Here is an 18,176-nt window from a genome sequence, read left to right as displayed (position 1 = left end):
ACCATGAGCGACACCCCGGACAGCGCCGTCCACACGTACACCGAGCAGCACCGCACAGCCTTCCTCGACGACCTCGCCTCCTGGCTGCGCATCCCGTCCGTGTCCGCCCAGCCGGAGCACGACGGGGACGTACGGCGCAGCGCCGAGTGGCTGTCCGCCAAGCTGCGGGAGACCGGCTTCCCGGTCACCGAGATCTGGGACACCCCCGGCGCCCCCGCCGTCTTCGCCGAGTGGCCGTCCGGCGACCCGGACGCCCCGACCGTCCTCGTCTACGGGCATCACGACGTGCAGCCCGCGGCCCGCGAGGACGGCTGGGACACCGACCCGTTCGAGCCCGTGATCCGCGACGGCCGCATGTACGGGCGGGGTGCCGCCGACGACAAGGGGCAGGTGTTCTTCCACACCCTCGGTGTCCGGGCCCACCTCGCCGCCACCGGTCGTACCGCCCCCGCCGTCAACCTCAAGCTGCTGATCGAGGGAGAGGAGGAGTCCGGTTCGCCGCACTTCCGCGCGCTGGTCGAGGAACGGGCCGCCCGCCTCGCCGCCGACGCCGTGATCGTCTCCGACACCGGCATGTGGGACGAGAACACCCCCACGGTCTGTACGGGCATGCGCGGCCTCGCCGAGTGCGAGATCGAGCTGTACGGCCCCGAGCAGGACATCCACTCCGGCTCGTTCGGCGGCGCCGTCCCCAACCCCGCGACCGCCGTGGCCCGGCTCGTTGCCGCGCTGCACGACGCGGACGGCCGGATCGCGATACCCGGCTTCTACGACGGCGTGACGGAGCTCACCGAGGCCGAGCGCGCACTCTTCGCCGAACTCCCCTTCGACGAGGTGAGCTGGCTGCGCACCGCCAGGTCCCGGTCGGCGTCCGGAGAGGCCGGCTACTCCACGTTGGAACGCGTCTGGGCCCGCCCCACCGCAGAGGTCAACGGCATCGGCGGCGGCTACCAGGGCGCGGGCAGCAAGACGATCATCCCCTCCTCCGCCCTGGTGAAGATCAGCTTCCGGCTGGTCGCGGGCCAGGACCCCGACCACATCCAGCAGGTGGTCCGTGCCTGGGCCGAGGCCCGGATCCCGGCCGGCATCCGACACCGGATCACTTTCTCCCCGGCCACCCGCCCCTGCCTCACGCCGCTGGACCACCCCGCCCTGCGAGCGGTCTCCCGCGCGATGGGACGAGCCTTCGGCCGGAAGATCCTCTTCACTCGCGAAGGAGGCTCGGGGCCCGCCGCCGACCTGCAGGACGTCCTTGGCGCCCCCGTTCTCTTCCTCGGCATCTCCGTCCCCTCCGACGGCTGGCACGCCCCCAACGAGAAGGTCGAACTGGACCTGCTGTTCAAGGGCGTGGAGACGACCGCCCACCTCTGGGGCGAGCTGGCCGAGGCACTCCGTTGAGCTTTTCGCCGAGCCCTCTGAACACCCGAACCGTCCCGGGGAGTAGGAAGCACCTGTGAGCACCTTCGACAACGCCGTCACGGACCGGCCCATCGGTCTCACGGCGCCCAGTGGCATCGACCGCGCGGCGCACCACCGCCTCGACGAGGCGTGGCTGGCTGCCGCGTGGAGCCACCCGACCACGCGCGTCTTCGTCGTGTCCGGCGGACAGGTGCTGATCGACGACACCGCCGACGGCGGTACGGAGATCGTCATGACACCGGCCTTCGAGGCCCCGCTCACCGAGACCCACCGCTACTTCCTGGGCACCGACGCGGACGGCGTCAGCTACTTCGCGCTCCAGAAGGACTCGTTGCCCGGCCGCATGGACCAGCCGGCCCGCCCGGCCGGGCTGCGCGAGGCCGGGATGCTGCTCGGCCCCCGGGACGCCGGACTGATGGTGCACGCGGTGGCCCTGGAGAACTGGCAGCGTCTGCACCGCTTCTGCTCGCGCTGCGGGGAGCGCACGGTCATCGCGGCGGCCGGCCACATCCGCCGCTGCCCGACCTGCGGCGCCGAGCACTACCCGCGCACCGACCCCGCGGTCATCATGCTGGTGACGGACGACCAGGACCGCGCGCTGCTCGGCCGTCAGGTGCACTGGCCCGAGGGCCGCTTCTCCACGCTCGCGGGGTTCGTCGAGCCGGGAGAGTCGATCGAGCAGTCCGTGGCCCGCGAGGTCTTCGAGGAGGCGGGCATCACGGTCGGCGAGGTCGAGTACGTCGCCAGCCAGCCCTGGCCGTTCCCGTCCAGCCTGATGCTCGGCTTCATGGCGCGGGCGACCTCCGCCGAGATCGACGTGGACGGCGAGGAGATCGAGGAAGCCCGCTGGTTCTCCCGCGAGGAACTGACCGCGGCCTTCGAATCGGGCGAGGTCCTGCCCCCGTACGGCATCTCGATCGCGTCCCGCCTGATCGAGATGTGGTACGGAAAGCCGCTTCCCAAGCCGGGCAGCGTCGGCTGAGCACATCTGCCGGGCGCGAGACGACCGGCGGAGACGCGACGACGACCGGAAGATGCGAGATGACGACCGGAAAACGCGAGAACGCCCCTCACCGGTACCGATGAGGGGCGTTGCCGCGTCGGCGGATCAGACGGCGAGCGCCTGCTTCACCTGGGCCAGGGACGGGTTCGTCATGACGGCCTCGGCGCCCGTCGAGCCGACCACCAGCACGGTGGGTACGGTCTGGTTGCCCCCGTTGGCCTTCTCGACGAAGGTGGCGGACTCCGGGTCCTGCTCGATGTTGATCTCCTTGTACGCGATGCCCTCGCGGTCCATCTGGCTCTTGAGCCGACGGCAGTAGCCGCACCACGTGGTGCTGTACATCGTCACAGTGCCCGGCATCTCTTCCCGCTCCTCTGTCTCGTCCGACTGCGCGGTCCTGCTCGGTCCGCCCGGATGGGCAACGTACGCGAGCCGACCACCATTCCCGCCGCCGCCCGGCCCGGAGACATCTCACACCGGGCCCGCGACAGCGTCCCCGTACGGAGCCCCGCGATCGGGCGGAGCCCCACGAGCAACGCGGAGCGCAGCGATTAGTACGACGGACGGACCGCCCCTGTGGACAACCTCCGCACCGGTCACGAGCGACCTGGCAGCATGGCGGGGTGACAGCAGCAACGCATTCCTCCCTCTTCCCACAGGTCCCCGAGTCGGCCGACGCCGTGCTCGACGGGCTCGACCCCGAGCAGCGCGAGGTCGCCACGGCCCTGCACGGCCCGGTGTGTGTGCTGGCCGGGGCCGGTACGGGCAAGACGCGTGCGATCACTCATCGCATCGCCTACGGGGTGCGCGCGGGGATACTCCAGCCGGCGAGCGTGCTCGCCGTCACGTTCACCAATCGGGCCGCGGGCGAGATGCGCGGACGCCTGCGCCAGCTCGGCGCGGGCGGGGTGCAGGCGCGGACGTTCCACTCCGCCGCGCTGCGCCAGCTCCAGTACTTCTGGCCGAAGGCGGTCGGCGGTGACCTGCCGCGGCTGCTGGAGCGCAAGGTCCAGCTGGTCGCGGAGGCGGCGGCCCGCTGCCGCATCCGGCTCGACCGCAACGAGCTGCGTGACGTCACGAGCGAGATCGAGTGGTCCAAGGTCACCCAGACGGTGCCCGCCGACTATCCGGCCGTGGTTGCCAGGACCCGTCGGGACGCCCCGCGCGATCCGGCCGAGATCTCCCAGATCTACGCCATGTACGAGCAGCTGAAGCGCGATCACGCGGTGATCGACTTCGAGGACGTGCTGCTGCTGACCGTCGCCATCCTCCAGGACCGTCACGACATCGCCGAGCACGTCCGCCGCCAGTACCAGCACTTCGTGGTCGACGAGTACCAGGACGTCAGCCCCCTCCAGCAACGGCTGCTCGACCTCTGGCTGGGAGACCGGGACAGCCTGTGCGTCGTCGGCGACGCGAGCCAGACGATCTACTCCTTCACCGGAGCCACCCCCGAACACCTGCTGAGCTTCCGCAGCCGCCACCCGCACGCGACCGTCGTCAAGCTGGTCCGGGACTACCGCTCCACCCCCCAGGTCGTCCATCTGGCCAACGGGCTGCTCGGCCAGGCCCGCGGCCGCGCCGCCGAGCACCGGCTGGAACTGATCTCGCAGCGCGATCCCGGCCCCGAGCCCGTCCGCACGGAGTACGCGGACGAGCCCGCGGAGGCGGAGGGCACCGCCCGCCGCGTGCGCGACCTGATCGCCACGGGCGTCCCGGCCGGCGAGATCGCCGTGCTCTACCGGGTCAACTCCCAGTCCGAGGTCTACGAACAGGCCCTGGCCGACGCGGGAGTGCCCTACCAGCTGCGCGGCGCGGAGCGCTTCTTCGAACGGGCGGAGGTGCGGGAGGCGGGCACGGCCCTGCGAGGCGCCGCGCGCGCGGGAGGCAACGACCGTCTGCTGGACGACGCGGAGGATCTGGCGGCCCAGGTGCGCGCGGTGCTGTCCACCAAGGGGTGGACACCGAAGCCCCCCGCGGGTTCCGGGGCGGTGCGCGACCGCTGGGAGTCCCTCGCCGCACTGGTCCGGCTCGCCGAGGACTTCGAACGGGCCAGGCCGGGGGCGACGCTCTCCGACCTGGTGGCGGAGCTCGACGAACGGGCCGCCGCTCAGCACGCCCCCACGGTCCAGGGGGTCACCCTCGCCTCGCTGCACTCGGCGAAGGGGCTGGAATGGGACGCCGTGTTCCTGGTCGGACTGACCGAGGGCATGCTGCCGATCGCCTACGCCCGGACCGACGAGCAGATCGAGGAGGAGCGGCGGCTCCTCTATGTCGGCATCACCCGGGCCCGTGTCCACCTCTCGCTGTCGTGGTCGCTCGCCCGTTCGCCGGGCGGACGCGCGGGACGCCGCCCGAGCAGGTTCCTGACCGGGCTGCGCCCCGGGACGGCGGCCCGCGGTCCGCACATCGAGGTGGCAGTGGACGGCGGCGCCGAACGGCGCCAGGGCCCGGTTGCCAGGCGCACCCGGCGCGGCCCGGCCCGGTGCCGGGTCTGCGGGAAGACCCTCACCGACGCGGGCGAGATGAAGCTGATGCGCTGTGACGACTGCCCGTCCGACATGGACGAGGCGTTGTACGAGCGACTGCGCGACTGGCGGTCCGTCAGGGCCAAGGAGATCGGCCAGCCCCCCTATTGCGTGTTCACCGACAAGACGTTGATGGCGATCGCCGAGGCAGTGCCGGGCAGCGCGGGCGAACTGGCGGTGATCTCCGGTGTCGGCACGCGGAAGCTGAACCGCTTCGGGACCGCGGTTCTCGCCATTTGCGCAGGTGGGACGGGGGAGGAGCAGACACCGGACGCCTCCGGCGAGGCGTGAGGGAAACTCGTCGGAAAAATAGTTTGCGCCTGCCCCAGTCATCACCATAGGTTCTTAACCACAGGGACAGCGGCTTCTCTGAAGCCCTGGCTCTGTGCTGTACTTATTCGAATACGCAGGATCGGTCCGCCGGTCCCCCGAGACGCCGAGAGGAGGCGATTGAAGTGATCAGCATCATCAAGACCAACAAAATGACCGATCTCTCGGTCGTCTCCGCCTGCTCGCTCGGCCTCGTCTGCTCCCGCGATTTCTCGCTCCGTGGCACCGGTCTGTCCGCCGTCAGCCCGCTGTCCTCCGCGAACTTCCCCGTGCGGGAGCGCAATGAGCGACCGGCTCAGGCACCGGCAGCAGCAGTAGCGAAGGGGCAGGCCCAGGCCTATGCCTTCGCCGCTGTCGGTGCGGGAGTGGAAGCCGGCGCCAAGAAGCAGACGACGCACCACCACACGATGTGGGCCTTCCGTGGGCCTGAACCCTGGAGTGATCCAGCCTGATTCAGCATCAGGCCGGCGCCTTCAGGGCCGCGGAACCCCACTCGGGATCCGCGGCCCTTTTGTTTGTCCGAACGGACGGACAGCCTGCCCGTCCATGCGGACGGAAAGCGCGAAGGAGCCTCGGGACAAGCAGCACCCGGTACCAGCCGCCCTCCGGCCAACAGGCCGGAACGACCAGACGAGGACACCACCCACCGTGCAACTCGAAGCGCACGCCCCGTCCGTACCGCTTTCCGACCCGATCCCGCCGCCCGGCCTTACGGAGGACTCCGCCTTGACCCCCCTCACCACGCTCACCTCGCTCGATGACGCCATCGAGAACCTCGACGTACCCGTCCCCTGCCGCTCCTACGACCCGGAGGTCTTCTTCGCCGAGTCGCCGGCCGATGTCGAGTACGCCAAGTCCCTCTGCCGCACCTGCCCGCTCGTCGAGGCGTGCCTCGCCGGCGCCAAGGAGCGGCGCGAGCCGTGGGGCGTCTGGGGTGGTGAGCTCTTCGTCCAGGGCGTCGTCGTCGCCCGCAAGCGGCCTCGGGGCCGTCCGCGCAAGAACCCGGTCGCGGCGTGACCGCCGGACTGGGGGGCATGGCCCCCAAACCCACGAAGCGCACCGGAACCATCGACCGTCCCCACACCCACGATCCCCGAAATCAGGCACCAATGTCCGTCCCCACACATGAGCCCGTCGGCTCCGCAACACCGAACGTCACGATCATCGGTGCGAACGATTCGCGCCAGAACAGGACCCGCGAGATGCAACTCATCCCAGAAGCCCTGGCCCGTGCTCATATGCACGAGCGCATGAGGGAGGCCGACACGCAACGCCGGGCCGTGCGCCTGGTCAACGCGCGTCGGATGCAGCGCAGGGCCGAGCGCGTATCGATGCGTGCCCGCCGAGCGCTGGCCATGGCGGTCATGCATTAGCACCCCTCTCGGCACCAGCGCGGGAGGACACTGACCCGGGCCCCTCACCAGCACCGCCCCCGCCGGGCGACCGCTCCGCCCGGCGGCGACGGACCTGGTCCCGTGCCCGGTTCTTCAGCACCCTTTCTTCAGTACCCCTTCCGTGGGGCCGGTCCGTTCGGACCGGCCCCACGGTCGTTCGGCGCGGGACCACGGCCCGCCGCCGTAAGCGCCGCGCCGCGTGCCACGGTGACCATCGGGTTATCGTCACGAGGTGGACGAGGAGACGCATCCCCGCAACGAGCGGTCCGACGGGCGGGACGCCGCGGTGGTCGTCTGCGCCCTGTGCGGCGCGTCCGCGAACAGCGAGACCCCACCCGCGACCTGGACCTGCTCCGTGGAGAACGGCAGCCGCCAGTACGTCTGCGACACATGCGCCCGCACGCACATCAGGGCGATCGAGAGCCGTCTCGACTCCGCCTGGTGGTGACGTCCGGGATGCGCCCGCCAGGCCCCGGGTCCTGTCGTCTCCGCCCGGCCGCCCGGGCTGCCCCCTCCCGGTCCTCGCTTGCGCCGGCCGGGCCGACCGCCGTCTACGCCCCGGCGACTACGTCGTCGGTCGGTTCCTCCGTGACCATGGGCTCCTGCTCGTACTCCCAGAAGAATCCCGGCAACCAGGATTCGAGTTCGTCACGCAGCCGTACCGTCGCGCCCAGCTGGCACAGCACCCCGATCGTGCTCAGTGTCACCCGATGTATCAGCAGATAGGCGGGCGGCAGATTCAACCGCTTGCCCAGCTGATAGGCGGGGGAGCGTGGATCGCCGATCCGTGTCGCCTGGTTGCGCATCCAGCTCCGGGTGAAGGTGAACTCCTCCGCCTGCGCCGGCTCGATGATCGGGAGAAGGTAGTCCAGCACCACGTCCGGGTCGAGATCGACCGACTCCTTGACGAACCCTTCCTCGCACAGCAGCTCGTACACCGCCCGCGCCTCACCCGCCAGTGCCAGCCGCAGCGAGTCCCCGATCGGCTGCGGGAGACCCCCCGGCAGCCGGTCCACCGTGCCGAAGTCCAGTACCCCGAGCCGCCACTGCCCGGTCCCGGTGCTCTCACCGGACTCGTCGGCCCCGTCCGTTCCCTCCTCCGGAGGAAGCAGCCGGAAGTTGCCCGGATGCGGGTCGGCATGCAGCAGCCCGGTACGGGCCGGTCCCGAGAAGAGGAAACGAGCCAGCAACTGACCGGCCCGGTCACGCTGCTCGGGCGTGCCCTTCGCGATCACGTCGGCCAGCGGAACGCCGTCCATCCACTCCGTCACCAGTACCTGGTCGGACTGGTGCACCACCCCGGGGATCACCATGTCCGGATCGGCCGCGAACTCCTCGGCGTGGGCCTGCTGCGACTGTGCCTCCTGCTCGTAGTCCAGCTCCTCCGAGACCCGGTCGCGCAACTCCGTGATGAGCGGTTTGATGTCCATGCCGGGTACCAACGGACCGAGCAGCCGGGCGAATCTGCTGAGTTGTGTCAGGTCCGAGAGCAGTGCCTTCCCCGCGCCCGGGTACTGCACCTTCACCGCGACGTCCCGCCCGTCGTGCCACACCGCCCGGTGCACCTGACCGATCGACGCGGCGGCCGACGGATTGTCCTCGAACTCCAGGAACAGCTCCCGCCAGTCCTCGCCGAGCCGGGCGGCCAGCACCTCGTGCACCGTGCCGCTGGGCATGGGAGGCGCGGCGTCCTGGAGCTTGGTGAGCGCCACGCGGTACGGTCCGGCCACCTCCTCGGGCAGCGCCGACTCGAAGACGGACAGCGCCTGGCCCAGCTTCATAGCGCCGCCCTTCAACTCGCCCAACACCTTGAAGAGCTGATCGGCCGTCCGCTGCTGCACCTCCCGGGCCACGAGCTCCGCGGACTTCCCGCCGATCCGCTTGCCCAGGCCCCAGGTGGCGCGGCCGGCGAAGCCCAACGGCAGGGCTGCCAGCTTGGCGGTACGCGTGACCGCTTTCCGGGGAAGATCAGACATGAGCCCCTCCATATCCCAGACTGCCGTACCGCGTGCGGCGGTTACCCGGCCATTGTGTCGTGCGCCGTGTCGACCCCGGAGACGCGCTCCCCGATAGTGTGCCCAGCCGCTCCACAGCAACAGTCGAGATGCGCCATGATCCGCTCCGACCGCCAGTCCAACAGCGGCAGCGCGGTCTCCCAGCGGGTCCCCGTGCTCGCGGGCAGATCCCCGTCCAGAAAGCACAGCGCGTGCGCGGCGGCGAGACCGGCCACCGCCGTCGCCAGGCCGAGGTCGCACGCTTGCACGGCGGTCCGCCGCCCGGAACGCCACTGGGACAGCATCCGGGGCCACTCCTCGTCCGCCTCCGCGCGGGCCAGCGCCAGACACCCGGCGCACGCCGTTCCCCCCGGCAGGACCAGGGGGCCGACCACCCCTGTGGCCTCCACCACCCCGGCGTAGAGGTGGGGAGTGCCGGAGGTGATCCACTGTTCCGCCGACCGCGGGTCCGGGACGTACACGCCGAAGCCGTCACGGGGAGCCACCACGATCAACGAGAGCCCCGGCTCACCGCTCCCCGAAGCACCCGCGGTCTCTGCCGTCCGAGGAGCCGAGCCGCCCGCGGATCTGCGCACCAACTGCCGGGCGGCGGTGTCCCTGCGCTCCCCGACCGCCGCCGGTGGCAGTCCGCACGGCGAGACGTCCCAGGGCTCGGTGTGGCCGCCGTCCAGCACCTCCACCCGACCCACCCCGGCCCCGGACAGCACCGCCGCGATCGCGGCGCCCACCCGGCCCGCACCCCGGACCTGCACCCGCATCGCCCGACGGGCCGCCAGCCGGCGCATTCCACCGCCCGGCTCCGGATGGACGACCGACAGCGACGCCAGATCGGGACGGTGTCGTTCCAGAGCGCCGGGCCGGTTCCTCAGCGCGTCGCTCGCGGGACCGACGGACCGTACGTCCTCGATCAGGCCCGCATCGGTCAGCCGCCGGATCAGGGTGTCGACCTGATGGTCGGACAGGTCCAGTGCCCGTGCCTCCTCGCGCAGCAGTGGCAGGCCGCGCGTACCGTCGAGCAGTTCCAGAAAGCTGCTCGTCGCGATATCCATCGGCCCGAGCGTCACCGCATGAGCGGGTGTCACTCCGAATTGGACCGTCCCTCGGCCGCGCCACGCGCGTCGCAGTGCGGGCTTCAACATCGGATACACGGTTTTCCCCCGGTCTGAGTTCTGCGAGTTCTGTGTTCTTCGTTCTGATATCCGTGCGCCCGCCGGCGAAGATCGCCACGCGTGATCCACTCATGACTCACGCGCCGGACCTGTGTGGACGCGTTGTCAGAATGCGGGCCGGCGCCGAATCGCGCGGAAAGTTGTCCACAGGTGCGGTGTATTTGTCGTTCAAATGGTGCACGTTGCGGAGTGGATCTTGTGTGAACCGTCCGCAGGCGGGACTTCCTCCGCCGTGACCGGGTAACGTCATGACGTGCCCGCCGACCCGCCGCCCGGAATCGCCGGAGATCCCTCTGCGCGCAGCGCCCGACCACGCCGCCGCGGCGTGGTGGACCGTCCGTCCCGCGCCTCGGCCACGAGCGCGGTCGAGGTCCGCAGGAGCAATCGCCGTAGCAGGACGGTTTCCGCGTACCGCGAGGGGGACCGCACCATCGTGCTCATCCCGGCCCGGATGTCGAAGGCCGAGGAGCAGCGGTGGGTGAACGTGATGCTCGACAAGCTCGCCGCCCAGGAGAGCAGGAGCATTCTCGGCGACGGTGAACTCGCCGAACGTGCCCAGTGGTTGTCCGCCCAGTACTTCGACGGCCGGGCCAGGCCCGTGTCGGTGCGGTGGGTGACCAATCAGAACACCCGATGGGGATCCTGCACCCCGGCGGAGGGCAGCATCCGGCTCTCGCACCGATTGCAGGGCATGCCCGAGTACGTCGTCGACTATGTACTGGTGCACGAGTTGGCCCATCTCCTGGTGCCCGGTCACGGCCCCCGGTTCTGGCGGCTGCTGGAGGCGTATCCCCGTACCGAACGGGCCCGCGGCTACCTGGAGGGCGTGGTGGCGGCGGACCGGCTGCCGCATCTGCCCGCCGCACGGGGCGAGTGACGTCCGGCGATTCTGTACCGGATGTGTACCGGCTTGGCCCGATGTCCGGGATTGCGGTTAGCCTGGCGCGACGTATTCACCTTCGGGATGGGGGACGGTCGTTACGCATGGCCAGGGAATTCCAGCGCGGCCACAAGGCCAGGATCGGCGATCTTACCCCGGGGACGGACCTGTACGTAGGCGTGCAGATCGGTGGCCCGGGGCTGACCGTCGACATCAGCTGCTTCGGTCTCGACGCCGACGAGCGGCTCTCGGACGACCGGTATTTCATCTTCTTCAATCAGCCTAAATCGCCCGAAGAGTCCATTCAGCTCCTCGGTTCCCAGGCCGGCGACACCGAGTCGTTCCGCGTCACCCTGGAGCGTATTCCGGAGCACATCCGGAAGCTCTCATTCACCGCGACGATCGACGGCGCCGGCCAGATGTCCCGGATCGGCCCCGGGTACATCCGGATCGTCGCCGGTGGCGAGGAAGTCGCCCGGTACGCCTTCGACGGTTCGGAGTTCACCACCGAACGCGCCGTGATGCTGGGCGACTTCTACCTGAAGGACGTCTGGCGGTTCGCCGCCGTCGGCCAGGGCTTCGACGGGGGTCTCGAAGCGCTCCTGAAGAACTTCGGCGGCGAGGTCGCCGAGGAGGAGCCCGCCGCTCCCCAGCCGCAGGGGTCCCCGCCGCCGTTCGCCCCGCCCGTGCAGGCGTCCGCACCGGCGCCGGCCCCGTCGTTCGGAGTTCCCGCCGCGCCCCAGGTGCCACAGGTGCCTCAGGCCCCACAGGTGCCACAGGTGCCCCAGGCTCCGACACCCGATCCCTCTTTCGGCGCCCCGGCCGCGCCCCAGGCTCCGCAGCCCGCCCCGTCGTTCGGTGCCCCGGCCGCACCCACCCCGCACCAGATCCACAACGCGCCGACGATGGTGGCGCCGATGGTGCCCATGACGCCGCCCGGCGGCACCGTTCCCCCGCCCGCCCCCGCTCCGGCTCCTTACGGACAGCCGCCGCAGCCGCCGCAGTTCGGCCAGGATCCCGGTCAACCCGGGCCCGTCGCGGCTCCCCCTGGCCAGTCATACCCGGCGCCGTACGGGCAGCAGCCCCCGGGCACGGGCATGGCCACGGGAGTGCCGCACGGCGTACCGCAGTCCGGCGGCGGACTCCAGGCGGCCGTCAACCTCTACAAGGAGGTGGCGACCGGCCGGCGCTGGACGGCGCAGAACCATCAGCTGGTCCGGGTGGACCTCGGCCAGGACAGCGCCCCCGTCCTGGCCCGCCAGGGCAGCATGGTCATGTATCAGGGCAAGGTCGACTTCAGCTACAAGGGCGCGGGCTTCGCGGGCCGGATCGTGGGGAACGCCACGGGCCAGGAGATGCAGCTGATGCGCTGCACCGGCCGCGGTCAGGTGTTCCTCGCGGAGAACAGCGCCCACCTGCACCCCATCGAGCTGCAGGGCGACAGCATCTGCGTCTCGGCCGAGCGCGTCCTCGCCTTCGACGAGTCCCTCCAGTACGAGGTGCGGCGCATCGAGGGGCACGGGATCCCGGGCGGGGCGCTGTTCACGATGGTCTTCCAGGGGACCGGCACCGTCGTGGTGATGACGCACGGTACCCCGGTGGTCCTGCCCGTCACGCCGACGACGTTCGCCGACAGCGACGCGATCGTGGCCTGGTCCGCGGCGTCCCAGGTGATCGTCTCCAGTCAGGTGCGGCTGCGCTACAACGCCTACCCGGGACACAGCGGGGAGTCGGTGAACCTTCAGTTCCGGGGTGCACCCGGCAACTTCATCGTCGTCCAGCCGTACGAGGTCTGAGGGAGCCGAAGCATGAACCAGCAGCTCGCGGGGTACGCCCCCGCACCGGTCACCGCCCGTATGGAGAACCACGGCAGCGCCATGCTGAAGGTGGCGATGGCGACGGGCCAGGATCTCTTCGCGCGCGTGGGCTCGATGGTCGCGTACGAGGGGTTCATCCAGTACGAGCCGAACCCGCCCGCCGTACGCCAGATCGCACGCGACTGGATCACCGGCGAAGGCGCCCCCCTCATGAAGTGCAGCGGGGACGGACTGCTCTACCTCGCCGACTACGGCGCGGACGTCGTCGTCGTCCACCTCGACAACGAGGCGCTGTCGGTCAACGGCACGAACGTCCTCGCTTTCGACGCGCAGCTCCAGTGGGGTGTCGAGCGGGTCAAGGGGCTCGCCAAGTTCGCCGGTCAGGGCCTGTGGAACGTGTCCATCTCCGGTACCGGCTGGGTCGCGCTGACCTCGCGCGGGACCCCCGTCGTCGTCAATTGCGGCAGCGGCGAGGACGAGACGTACGTCGACCCCGACGCGCTCATCGCCTGGTCCCCGAACCTGAAGGTCAAGGGCAAGCGCAGTTTCAAGGCGGCGTCCCTGATCGGCCGCGGCAGCGGTGAGGCGTTTCAGATGGCCTTCTCCGGCCAGGGCATCGTCGTCGTACAGCCGAGCGAGGACAGCACCGACCGCCTGCGGGCCCGGGGCTGAGGGGAGCGAGAGGACATCATGCAGAGCCCGCTTTTCCAGCACACCGAACAGCAGTCCGCGGACCGCTACACCCTGCAGAACGCGCAGATGCTGCGGGTCTTGCTCAGCGGCCACGACGACGTCCTCGCCCGCAAGGGCAGCATGGTCGCGTACCAGGGCCTGATCGAGTTCGACGGGGAGTACCAGTCGAGGGGACAACAGCGCTCCCGCTCGCACACCGGTGAGGGACTCGACCTCATGCGGTGCTCCGGCCAGGGCACCGTGTTCCTCGCCAATCTCGCGCAGTACGTGCACGTGGTGGATGTCGACCACGACGGTCTGACCGTGGACAGCGCCTATGTGCTCGCGCTGGACTCCGGGCTGCACCACGAGGTCATCGCGGTGGACAGCCAGTACGGCATCTCCGGGTCCGGGAAGTACCAGCTCAACATCACCGGCAGCGGCAAGGTCGCGCTGATGACCTCCGGACAGCCGCTCATGGTGCAGGTCACGCCCGACAAGTACGTCAACGCCGACGCCGACGCGATCGTCGCCTGGTCCAGCTCGCTACGGGTGCAGATGCAGGCCCAGACGCACTCCTCGGGTGTCTGGCGGCGCCGCGGCAGCACCGGCGAGGGCTGGGAGCTCAGCTTCCTCGGCCAGGGCTACGCGCTGGTCCAGCCCAGCGAGGTGCTGCCGCCGCAGAACGCGCAGATCGGCCAGGGGATCCGCGCCCAGTACGGGATGGGCCAGCAGGGCGCCTACGGCCAGAACCGGAACAACGCCTGGAACTGAGCCGCGCGGGCCGACAGCGACGGCAGCACGGAGGGGACGGCCATGAAAGCCGTCCCCTCCGTGCGGGCCGAAGCGTACGGGCCGCGAGCGTGCGGGCCGACGCGGAGCCGGAAGGGCCCGGAAGGGCGTCGATACGCCCTTCCGGGCCGCGCGCCCCGATCGGTTCTAGGGACGCTGCTCCAATGCGGCGCGGACGCGCGTCATCAGCCGTACGACCGATGCGTCGGCCACCGACGGGACCTCGTCGTACGTGAACCAGCGCAGGTCCAGCGACTCGTCGCTGATCTGCTCCGTGGCGCCCAGCGGTGCCAGCGCCGCGTACTGCACGTCGAGATGCCAGTGGCAGGGCGACGGAATGCGGTGGCGGTCCAGCGTCACCGGCCCGCCCGGGAGCAGTGCGAGGCCGCTGATTCCGGACTCCTCGGTGGCCTCGCGCAGTGCCGCCGCGGCCAGCGTGCCGTCCTGCGGCTCGCAGTGGCCGCCCATCTGCAGCCACATCCGCAGCTTGCGGTGCAGGGTGAGCAGGACGCGGCCGCGTTCGGGATCGACGACCAGTGCGCTGGCCGTCAGATGCCCGGCGTCGCACGCCTTCCACATGCCGTCCGGATGCCGGGCCAGGTGGTCCAGGTAGACCTGCCGCAGCCCGTCCTGGTCCGGGTCCTGCGCGTCCTCGTAACCCTTGAGCACGAGAACGGCGTCGTCGTACAGGCTCACCGGTCGCTGTCGCCCTTGCCGTCGCTCCCGCGGTCGTCGGCCTCTCCGGAGGACGCCTCGTCCGTGCCGGCCGTGGGCTTCTTCGGTTCCTGCGCGGCCTCGCCGAGCATCTTGTCCAGTTCGGAGAAGTCCAGCTGCTCGTGGTGGACGAACCCGTCCGGATCGTCCAGGTCCTGTGCCGTCGGCAGCATGTCGGGGTGCTCCCACAGCGCGTCGCGCCCGTCCAGCCCGCGGGCGTCGGTGAGCGAGGCCCACAGGCGCGAGGCGTCGCGCAGCCGCCGCGGTCGCAGCTGGAGGCCGATGAGCGTGGCGAACGTCTGCTCGGCCGGACCACCGGAGGCGCGCCGCCGCCGCATGGTCTCGCGCAGTGCGTCGGCCGACGTCAGACGGGACTTGGCGGCCTCGTGCACCACCGCGTCCACCCAGCCCTCGACCAGCGCGAGCGCCGTCTCCAGCCTGGCCAGGGCCGCCTTCTGCTCCGGCGTGTCCTCCGGCTGGAACATGCCCTGCTGGAGGGCGTCCTGCAGCTGCTCGGGCTGCGACGGGTCGAACTGGCCGACCACGTCCTCCAGCTTGCTGGTGTCGACCTTGATGCCGCGCGCGTAACCCTCGACGGCACCGAACAGATGCGAGCGCAGCCACGGGACGTGGGCGAAGAGGCGCTGGTGCGCGGCCTCGCGCAGCGCGAGGTACAGCCGGACCTCGTCCTGCGGGACACCGAGGTCCTTGCCGAAACGCTCGACGTTCAACGGAAGGAGCGCGGCCTTGCCCGCCGGGCCCAGCGGCAGTCCGATGTCGGTCGACCCGACCACCTCGCCCGCCAGCACGCCGACGGCCTGTCCGATCTGCTGGCCGAACATCGCACCGCCCATCGACCGCATCATGCCGATCAGCGGGCCCGCCATCGCCTGCATCTCCTCGGGCAGCACGTCGCCCATGGCGACGCCCACGCGCTCGGCCACCGGGTCGACCAGCTTCTGCCAGGCGGGAAGGGACGCCTCCACCCACTCCGCACGGCTCCACGCCACCGTCGAGACCGAACCGGAGGGCAGCGACGTCACACCGTCCAGCCACAGGTCGGCCAGGCGCAGCGCCTCGTCGACCGCGGACCGCTCGGACGGGCCGACGCTCGCGTCCTTGGAGCCGTCGGGCGTGCCCTGCGCGACCGTCTGGCGGGCGATCTGCTTGGCCATGTCCCAGTTCACGGGGCCGCCCTCGTAGCTCAGCATCTGGCCGAGCTGCTGGAAGGCCGCGCCCAGGTCGTTGGGGTTCAGCGTGCCGAACATCGCCGCGAACGGGTTGTCCCCGCCCGCGCCGGGCCCGAAGCCGAACGGGTTCGCAGGCCCGCCCGAACCCTGCCCACCTCCGGTGGGGTCCTTCTTCTTGCCCTCGTCGCCGTTCTCCGGCTCCTCCGGCGGAAGGCCGAATCCGAATGGGGTGTCACTCACGGGTTTCCTCGGCTCTTAGGGCCGCCGGCGCGAACCGACGGCGACTGCCCGACATCACCATCCAGCGTAGACACCAAAAGTCCGGTCGGGGGCTCGGTGCTCCTCGGCCCCGGCCTGCGGCAGGATGGACGCCACCTGGTACGTACGCGTCATTCGGGTACGTACTGAAGACAACCGCTGGAGACGCCCGGTGAGTTCCCCAGATCCTCAGGTTCGCGCAGCGCGAAACCTTTCCGCCCCCTCGACCGAGAGCGAACCCGTGAAGAGCCGTTCAGGGAGCCGTGGCCCCGTCGTCGCGGTCACCGGAGCCGCGCGCGGCGTCGGCGAGCTGCTCGTCGCACGCCTCGTGGCTTCCGAGGAGATCAAGCAGGTCATCGCCATCGACGAGCGCCGCGGAGAGGTTCCCGACGCGACCTGGTACCTCCTCGACGTGCGGGACCCGGCCATCGCGGAGAAGCTGCGCGGCGCGGACGTCGTGGTGCACCTGGCACTCGATCTCGACCTGGAGACCGACCCCGCCGCCCGCACCGCCTACAACGTGCGCGGAACCCAGACCGTGCTCACGGCCGCCGCGGCCGCGGGGGTCCACCGGGTGGTGCTGTGCACCTCGGCGATGGTCTACGGGGCGCTGCCCGACAACGACCTCCCGCTCGCCGAGGACGCCGAGCTGCGCGCCACGGCCGAGGCCACCGGTGTCGGGGACCTCCTGGAGATCGAACGCCTCGGCCGCCGTGCGCCCCGGGCCCATCCCGGACTCAACGTGACCGTGGTCCGGCCCGCGGTCCTGGTCGGCGGCACGGACACCGCGCTGACCCGCTACTTCGAGTCGCCGCGCCTCCTCGTCGTCGCCGGGTCGCGTCCCACCTGGCAGTTCTGCCATGTCGAGGACCTGGTCACGGCCCTGGAGTACGCGGCGCTGGAGAGGATCGACGGTGAGTTCGCGGTCGGCTGCGACGGTTGGCTGGAGCAGGAGGAGGTCGAGGAGCTCAGCGGTGTCCGCCGGATGGAACTGCCCTCGGCCGTCGCCCTCGGCGCCGCCGCCCGGCTGCACCGGATCGGGCTCACCCCGTCGCCGGCGGGGGACCTGGCGTACACGATGCACCCCTGGGTGGTCAGCGTGAGCCGGCTGCACGACGCGGGCTGGCGCCCGCGCTGGACCAACGAGGACGTGCTCGCCGCGCTCCTCGAAGAGGTGGCGGGACGGCACACCGTCGCCGGACGCCGCCTCGGCCGCAAGGACGCGACCGCGGCGGGTGCCGCCGGTGCGACCGTGGCGCTGCTCGGCACCGCCGCCCTGGTCCGCAGGGCCCGCAAGGCCCGCCGCCGCATCTGACCCCAGGCCCCCGGGGCCCGACGGGGCGCTTCGGGCCGAGGCGGTCCGTGCGGGGACCCGGGGCCGCGCGGACCGACGTCGCATGCGCGTTCCCCCTTTGCCGGCGCGGTACGGCACCATGGGCCCCATGGTTCCCATGCACGACCACCCCGGCGAGTGGGCGTCGACCGACCCCGTCCGGCTGCTGGCGATCCGCGACACACCGTTGTCGGTCGACGAGGTCCTGCGCGCCGTCGGCGACGACGCCGCGGGAGGCACCGCGCTCTTCGTCGGCACGGTGCGCAACCACGACGGCGGTCAGGACGTCAGCGCGCTCGGATACTCCTGCCATCCGTCGGCGCAGGACGAACTGCGCCGGGTGGCCGAGAAGGTCGTGGCGGAATTCCCGGTCCGGGCGCTCGCCGCCGTCCACCGTGTGGGTGACCTCCGAGTGGGCGATACCGCGGTCGTCGTCGCCGTCTCCTGCCCGCATCGCGCGGAGGCGTTCGAGGCGTGCCGCAAGCTCATCGACGAGCTCAAGCGTGAGGTCCCGATCTGGAAGCACCAGCGGTTCTCGGACGGCACCGAGGAATGGGTCGGCGCTTGCTGAACGCAAGCCGATCGAGTGGTTGTCCGCCCCGATTTGCATAATCGTCCCCCTGCCATGAGCGTGGGTCCTGCAGACGGTTAATCTGCTGATC

Annotated in this window: 18 protein-coding genes; 13 read left to right on the top strand and 5 right to left on the bottom strand. The window is 70.9% G+C overall.

Features of this window, described 5'->3' with window-relative positions; all coding sequences use genetic code 11:
- Window positions 1–3: 3 nt before the first annotated feature.
- Together ACFYY6_RS06065 and nudC are read left to right on the top strand one after the other, a co-directional pair.
- Window positions 4–1,398, top strand: a complete 1,395-nt coding sequence (locus tag ACFYY6_RS06065; RefSeq protein WP_351634782.1) for a dipeptidase — start codon at window positions 4–6, stop codon at window positions 1,396–1,398.
- A gap of 55 nt (window positions 1,399–1,453) precedes the next feature.
- Window positions 1,454–2,401, top strand: a complete 948-nt coding sequence (nudC, locus tag ACFYY6_RS06060) for an NAD(+) diphosphatase (protein WP_351525924.1) — start codon at window positions 1,454–1,456, stop codon at window positions 2,399–2,401.
- Between the two features lie 126 nt (window positions 2,402–2,527).
- On the opposite strand, the gene ACFYY6_RS06055 is transcribed toward nudC, so the two are convergent.
- Window positions 2,528–2,782 carry a mycoredoxin gene (locus tag ACFYY6_RS06055; protein ID WP_351525922.1) on the bottom strand — a complete coding sequence of 85 codons (255 nt, stop codon included), beginning with the start codon at window positions 2,780–2,782 and terminating at the stop codon, window positions 2,528–2,530.
- Window positions 2,783–3,045: 263 nt separating this feature from the next.
- Here ACFYY6_RS06055 and ACFYY6_RS06050 point away from each other — a divergent pair, with 263 nt between their 5' ends.
- The 5 genes from ACFYY6_RS06050 to ACFYY6_RS06030 all read left to right on the top strand — a co-directional run bounded on the left by ACFYY6_RS06050 (window position 3,046) and on the right by ACFYY6_RS06030 (window position 7,122).
- Window positions 3,046–5,241, top strand: a complete 2,196-nt coding sequence (locus ACFYY6_RS06050; protein ID WP_351634779.1) for an ATP-dependent DNA helicase UvrD2 — start codon at window positions 3,046–3,048, stop codon at window positions 5,239–5,241.
- Between the two features lie 164 nt (window positions 5,242–5,405).
- On the top strand, window positions 5,406–5,732 hold the full coding sequence (locus ACFYY6_RS06045) for a hypothetical protein (RefSeq protein WP_351520277.1): 327 nt from the start codon (window positions 5,406–5,408) through the stop codon (window positions 5,730–5,732).
- A gap of 196 nt (window positions 5,733–5,928) precedes the next feature.
- On the top strand, window positions 5,929–6,297 hold the full coding sequence (locus ACFYY6_RS06040) for a WhiB family transcriptional regulator (protein WP_351520278.1): 369 nt from the start codon (window positions 5,929–5,931) through the stop codon (window positions 6,295–6,297).
- Window positions 6,294–6,653 (top strand): hypothetical protein, encoded by a 360-nt coding sequence (locus tag ACFYY6_RS06035; RefSeq protein ID WP_386607064.1) that lies wholly within the window; start codon window positions 6,294–6,296, stop codon window positions 6,651–6,653. Before ACFYY6_RS06040 ends, ACFYY6_RS06035 begins: the two co-directional genes overlap by 4 nt.
- Window positions 6,654–6,906: 253 nt before the next feature.
- Window positions 6,907–7,122: a hypothetical protein gene (locus ACFYY6_RS06030; RefSeq protein WP_351520280.1), complete on the top strand. Its 216-nt coding sequence runs from the start codon at window positions 6,907–6,909 to the stop codon at window positions 7,120–7,122.
- 103 nt (window positions 7,123–7,225) lie between these two features.
- On the opposite strand, the gene ACFYY6_RS06025 is transcribed toward ACFYY6_RS06030, so the two are convergent.
- Window positions 7,226–8,650 (bottom strand): AarF/ABC1/UbiB kinase family protein, encoded by a 1,425-nt coding sequence (locus tag ACFYY6_RS06025; protein ID WP_351520282.1) that lies wholly within the window; start codon window positions 8,648–8,650, stop codon window positions 7,226–7,228.
- A gap of 41 nt (window positions 8,651–8,691) precedes the next feature.
- Window positions 8,692–9,837 carry a ThiF family adenylyltransferase gene (locus ACFYY6_RS06020; protein WP_351520283.1) on the bottom strand — a complete coding sequence of 382 codons (1,146 nt, stop codon included), beginning with the start codon at window positions 9,835–9,837 and terminating at the stop codon, window positions 8,692–8,694.
- 274 nt (window positions 9,838–10,111) lie between these two features.
- Between ACFYY6_RS06020 and ACFYY6_RS06015 the strand changes: the two genes are divergently transcribed.
- The 4 genes from ACFYY6_RS06015 to ACFYY6_RS06000 all read left to right on the top strand — a co-directional run bounded on the left by ACFYY6_RS06015 (window position 10,112) and on the right by ACFYY6_RS06000 (window position 14,001).
- A complete protein-coding gene (locus ACFYY6_RS06015; RefSeq protein ID WP_386607063.1) occupies window positions 10,112–10,735 on the top strand; it encodes a M48 family metallopeptidase in 624 nt (207 codons plus the stop codon).
- A gap of 107 nt (window positions 10,736–10,842) precedes the next feature.
- Window positions 10,843–12,534, top strand: coding sequence for a TerD family protein (locus tag ACFYY6_RS06010; RefSeq protein ID WP_389191824.1), 1,692 nt, complete (start codon window positions 10,843–10,845; stop codon window positions 12,532–12,534).
- 12 nt (window positions 12,535–12,546) lie between these two features.
- Window positions 12,547–13,227 carry an AIM24 family protein gene (locus ACFYY6_RS06005; protein ID WP_073781841.1) on the top strand — a complete coding sequence of 227 codons (681 nt, stop codon included), beginning with the start codon at window positions 12,547–12,549 and terminating at the stop codon, window positions 13,225–13,227.
- Between the two features lie 18 nt (window positions 13,228–13,245).
- A complete protein-coding gene (locus ACFYY6_RS06000) occupies window positions 13,246–14,001 on the top strand; it encodes an AIM24 family protein (RefSeq protein WP_351520286.1) in 756 nt (251 codons plus the stop codon).
- A gap of 165 nt (window positions 14,002–14,166) precedes the next feature.
- On the opposite strand, the gene ACFYY6_RS05995 is transcribed toward ACFYY6_RS06000, so the two are convergent.
- Window positions 14,167–14,715 carry an NUDIX hydrolase gene (locus ACFYY6_RS05995; protein ID WP_351520287.1) on the bottom strand — a complete coding sequence of 183 codons (549 nt, stop codon included), beginning with the start codon at window positions 14,713–14,715 and terminating at the stop codon, window positions 14,167–14,169.
- Window positions 14,712–16,163 carry a zinc-dependent metalloprotease gene (locus tag ACFYY6_RS05990; protein WP_351520289.1) on the bottom strand — a complete coding sequence of 484 codons (1,452 nt, stop codon included), beginning with the start codon at window positions 16,161–16,163 and terminating at the stop codon, window positions 14,712–14,714. The genes ACFYY6_RS05995 and ACFYY6_RS05990 overlap by 4 nt, the downstream gene beginning before the upstream one ends.
- 190 nt (window positions 16,164–16,353) lie before the next feature.
- On the opposite strand from ACFYY6_RS05990, the gene ACFYY6_RS05985 reads away from it, so the two are divergent.
- On the top strand, window positions 16,354–17,496 hold the full coding sequence (locus tag ACFYY6_RS05985) for an SDR family oxidoreductase (RefSeq protein ID WP_351631958.1): 1,143 nt from the start codon (window positions 16,354–16,356) through the stop codon (window positions 17,494–17,496).
- 127 nt (window positions 17,497–17,623) lie between these two features.
- The gene (locus ACFYY6_RS05980) at window positions 17,624–18,085 is read left to right on the top strand and encodes a molybdenum cofactor biosynthesis protein MoaE (protein WP_351631961.1); all 462 of its coding nucleotides are present in this window, start codon (window positions 17,624–17,626) and stop codon (window positions 18,083–18,085) included.
- Window positions 18,086–18,176: the final 91 nt, after the last annotated feature.

Source organism: Streptomyces sp. NPDC001750, assembly GCF_042892615.1.
GTDB lineage: Bacteria > Actinomycetota > Actinomycetes > Streptomycetales > Streptomycetaceae > Streptomyces.
This window is presented reverse-complemented; position numbering and strand designations above follow the sequence as displayed.

What these genes read in the sequence shown, in the direction of transcription:
- ACFYY6_RS06065 (WP_351634782.1), top strand. Translation starts at nt 4, where the DNA reads ATGAGCGACACCCCGGACAGCGCCGTCCACACGTACACCGAGCAGCAC.
- ACFYY6_RS06055 (WP_351525922.1), bottom strand. Translation starts at nt 2,782, where the DNA reads ATGCCGGGCACTGTGACGATGTACAGCACCACGTGGTGCGGCTACTGC.
- ACFYY6_RS06025 (WP_351520282.1), bottom strand. Translation starts at nt 8,650, where the DNA reads ATGTCTGATCTTCCCCGGAAAGCGGTCACGCGTACCGCCAAGCTGGCA.
- ACFYY6_RS06010 (WP_389191824.1), top strand. Translation starts at nt 10,843, where the DNA reads ATGGCCAGGGAATTCCAGCGCGGCCACAAGGCCAGGATCGGCGATCTT.
- ACFYY6_RS06005 (WP_073781841.1), top strand. Translation starts at nt 12,547, where the DNA reads ATGAACCAGCAGCTCGCGGGGTACGCCCCCGCACCGGTCACCGCCCGT.
- ACFYY6_RS06000 (WP_351520286.1), top strand. Translation starts at nt 13,246, where the DNA reads ATGCAGAGCCCGCTTTTCCAGCACACCGAACAGCAGTCCGCGGACCGC.
- ACFYY6_RS05980 (WP_351631961.1), top strand. Translation starts at nt 17,624, where the DNA reads ATGGTTCCCATGCACGACCACCCCGGCGAGTGGGCGTCGACCGACCCC.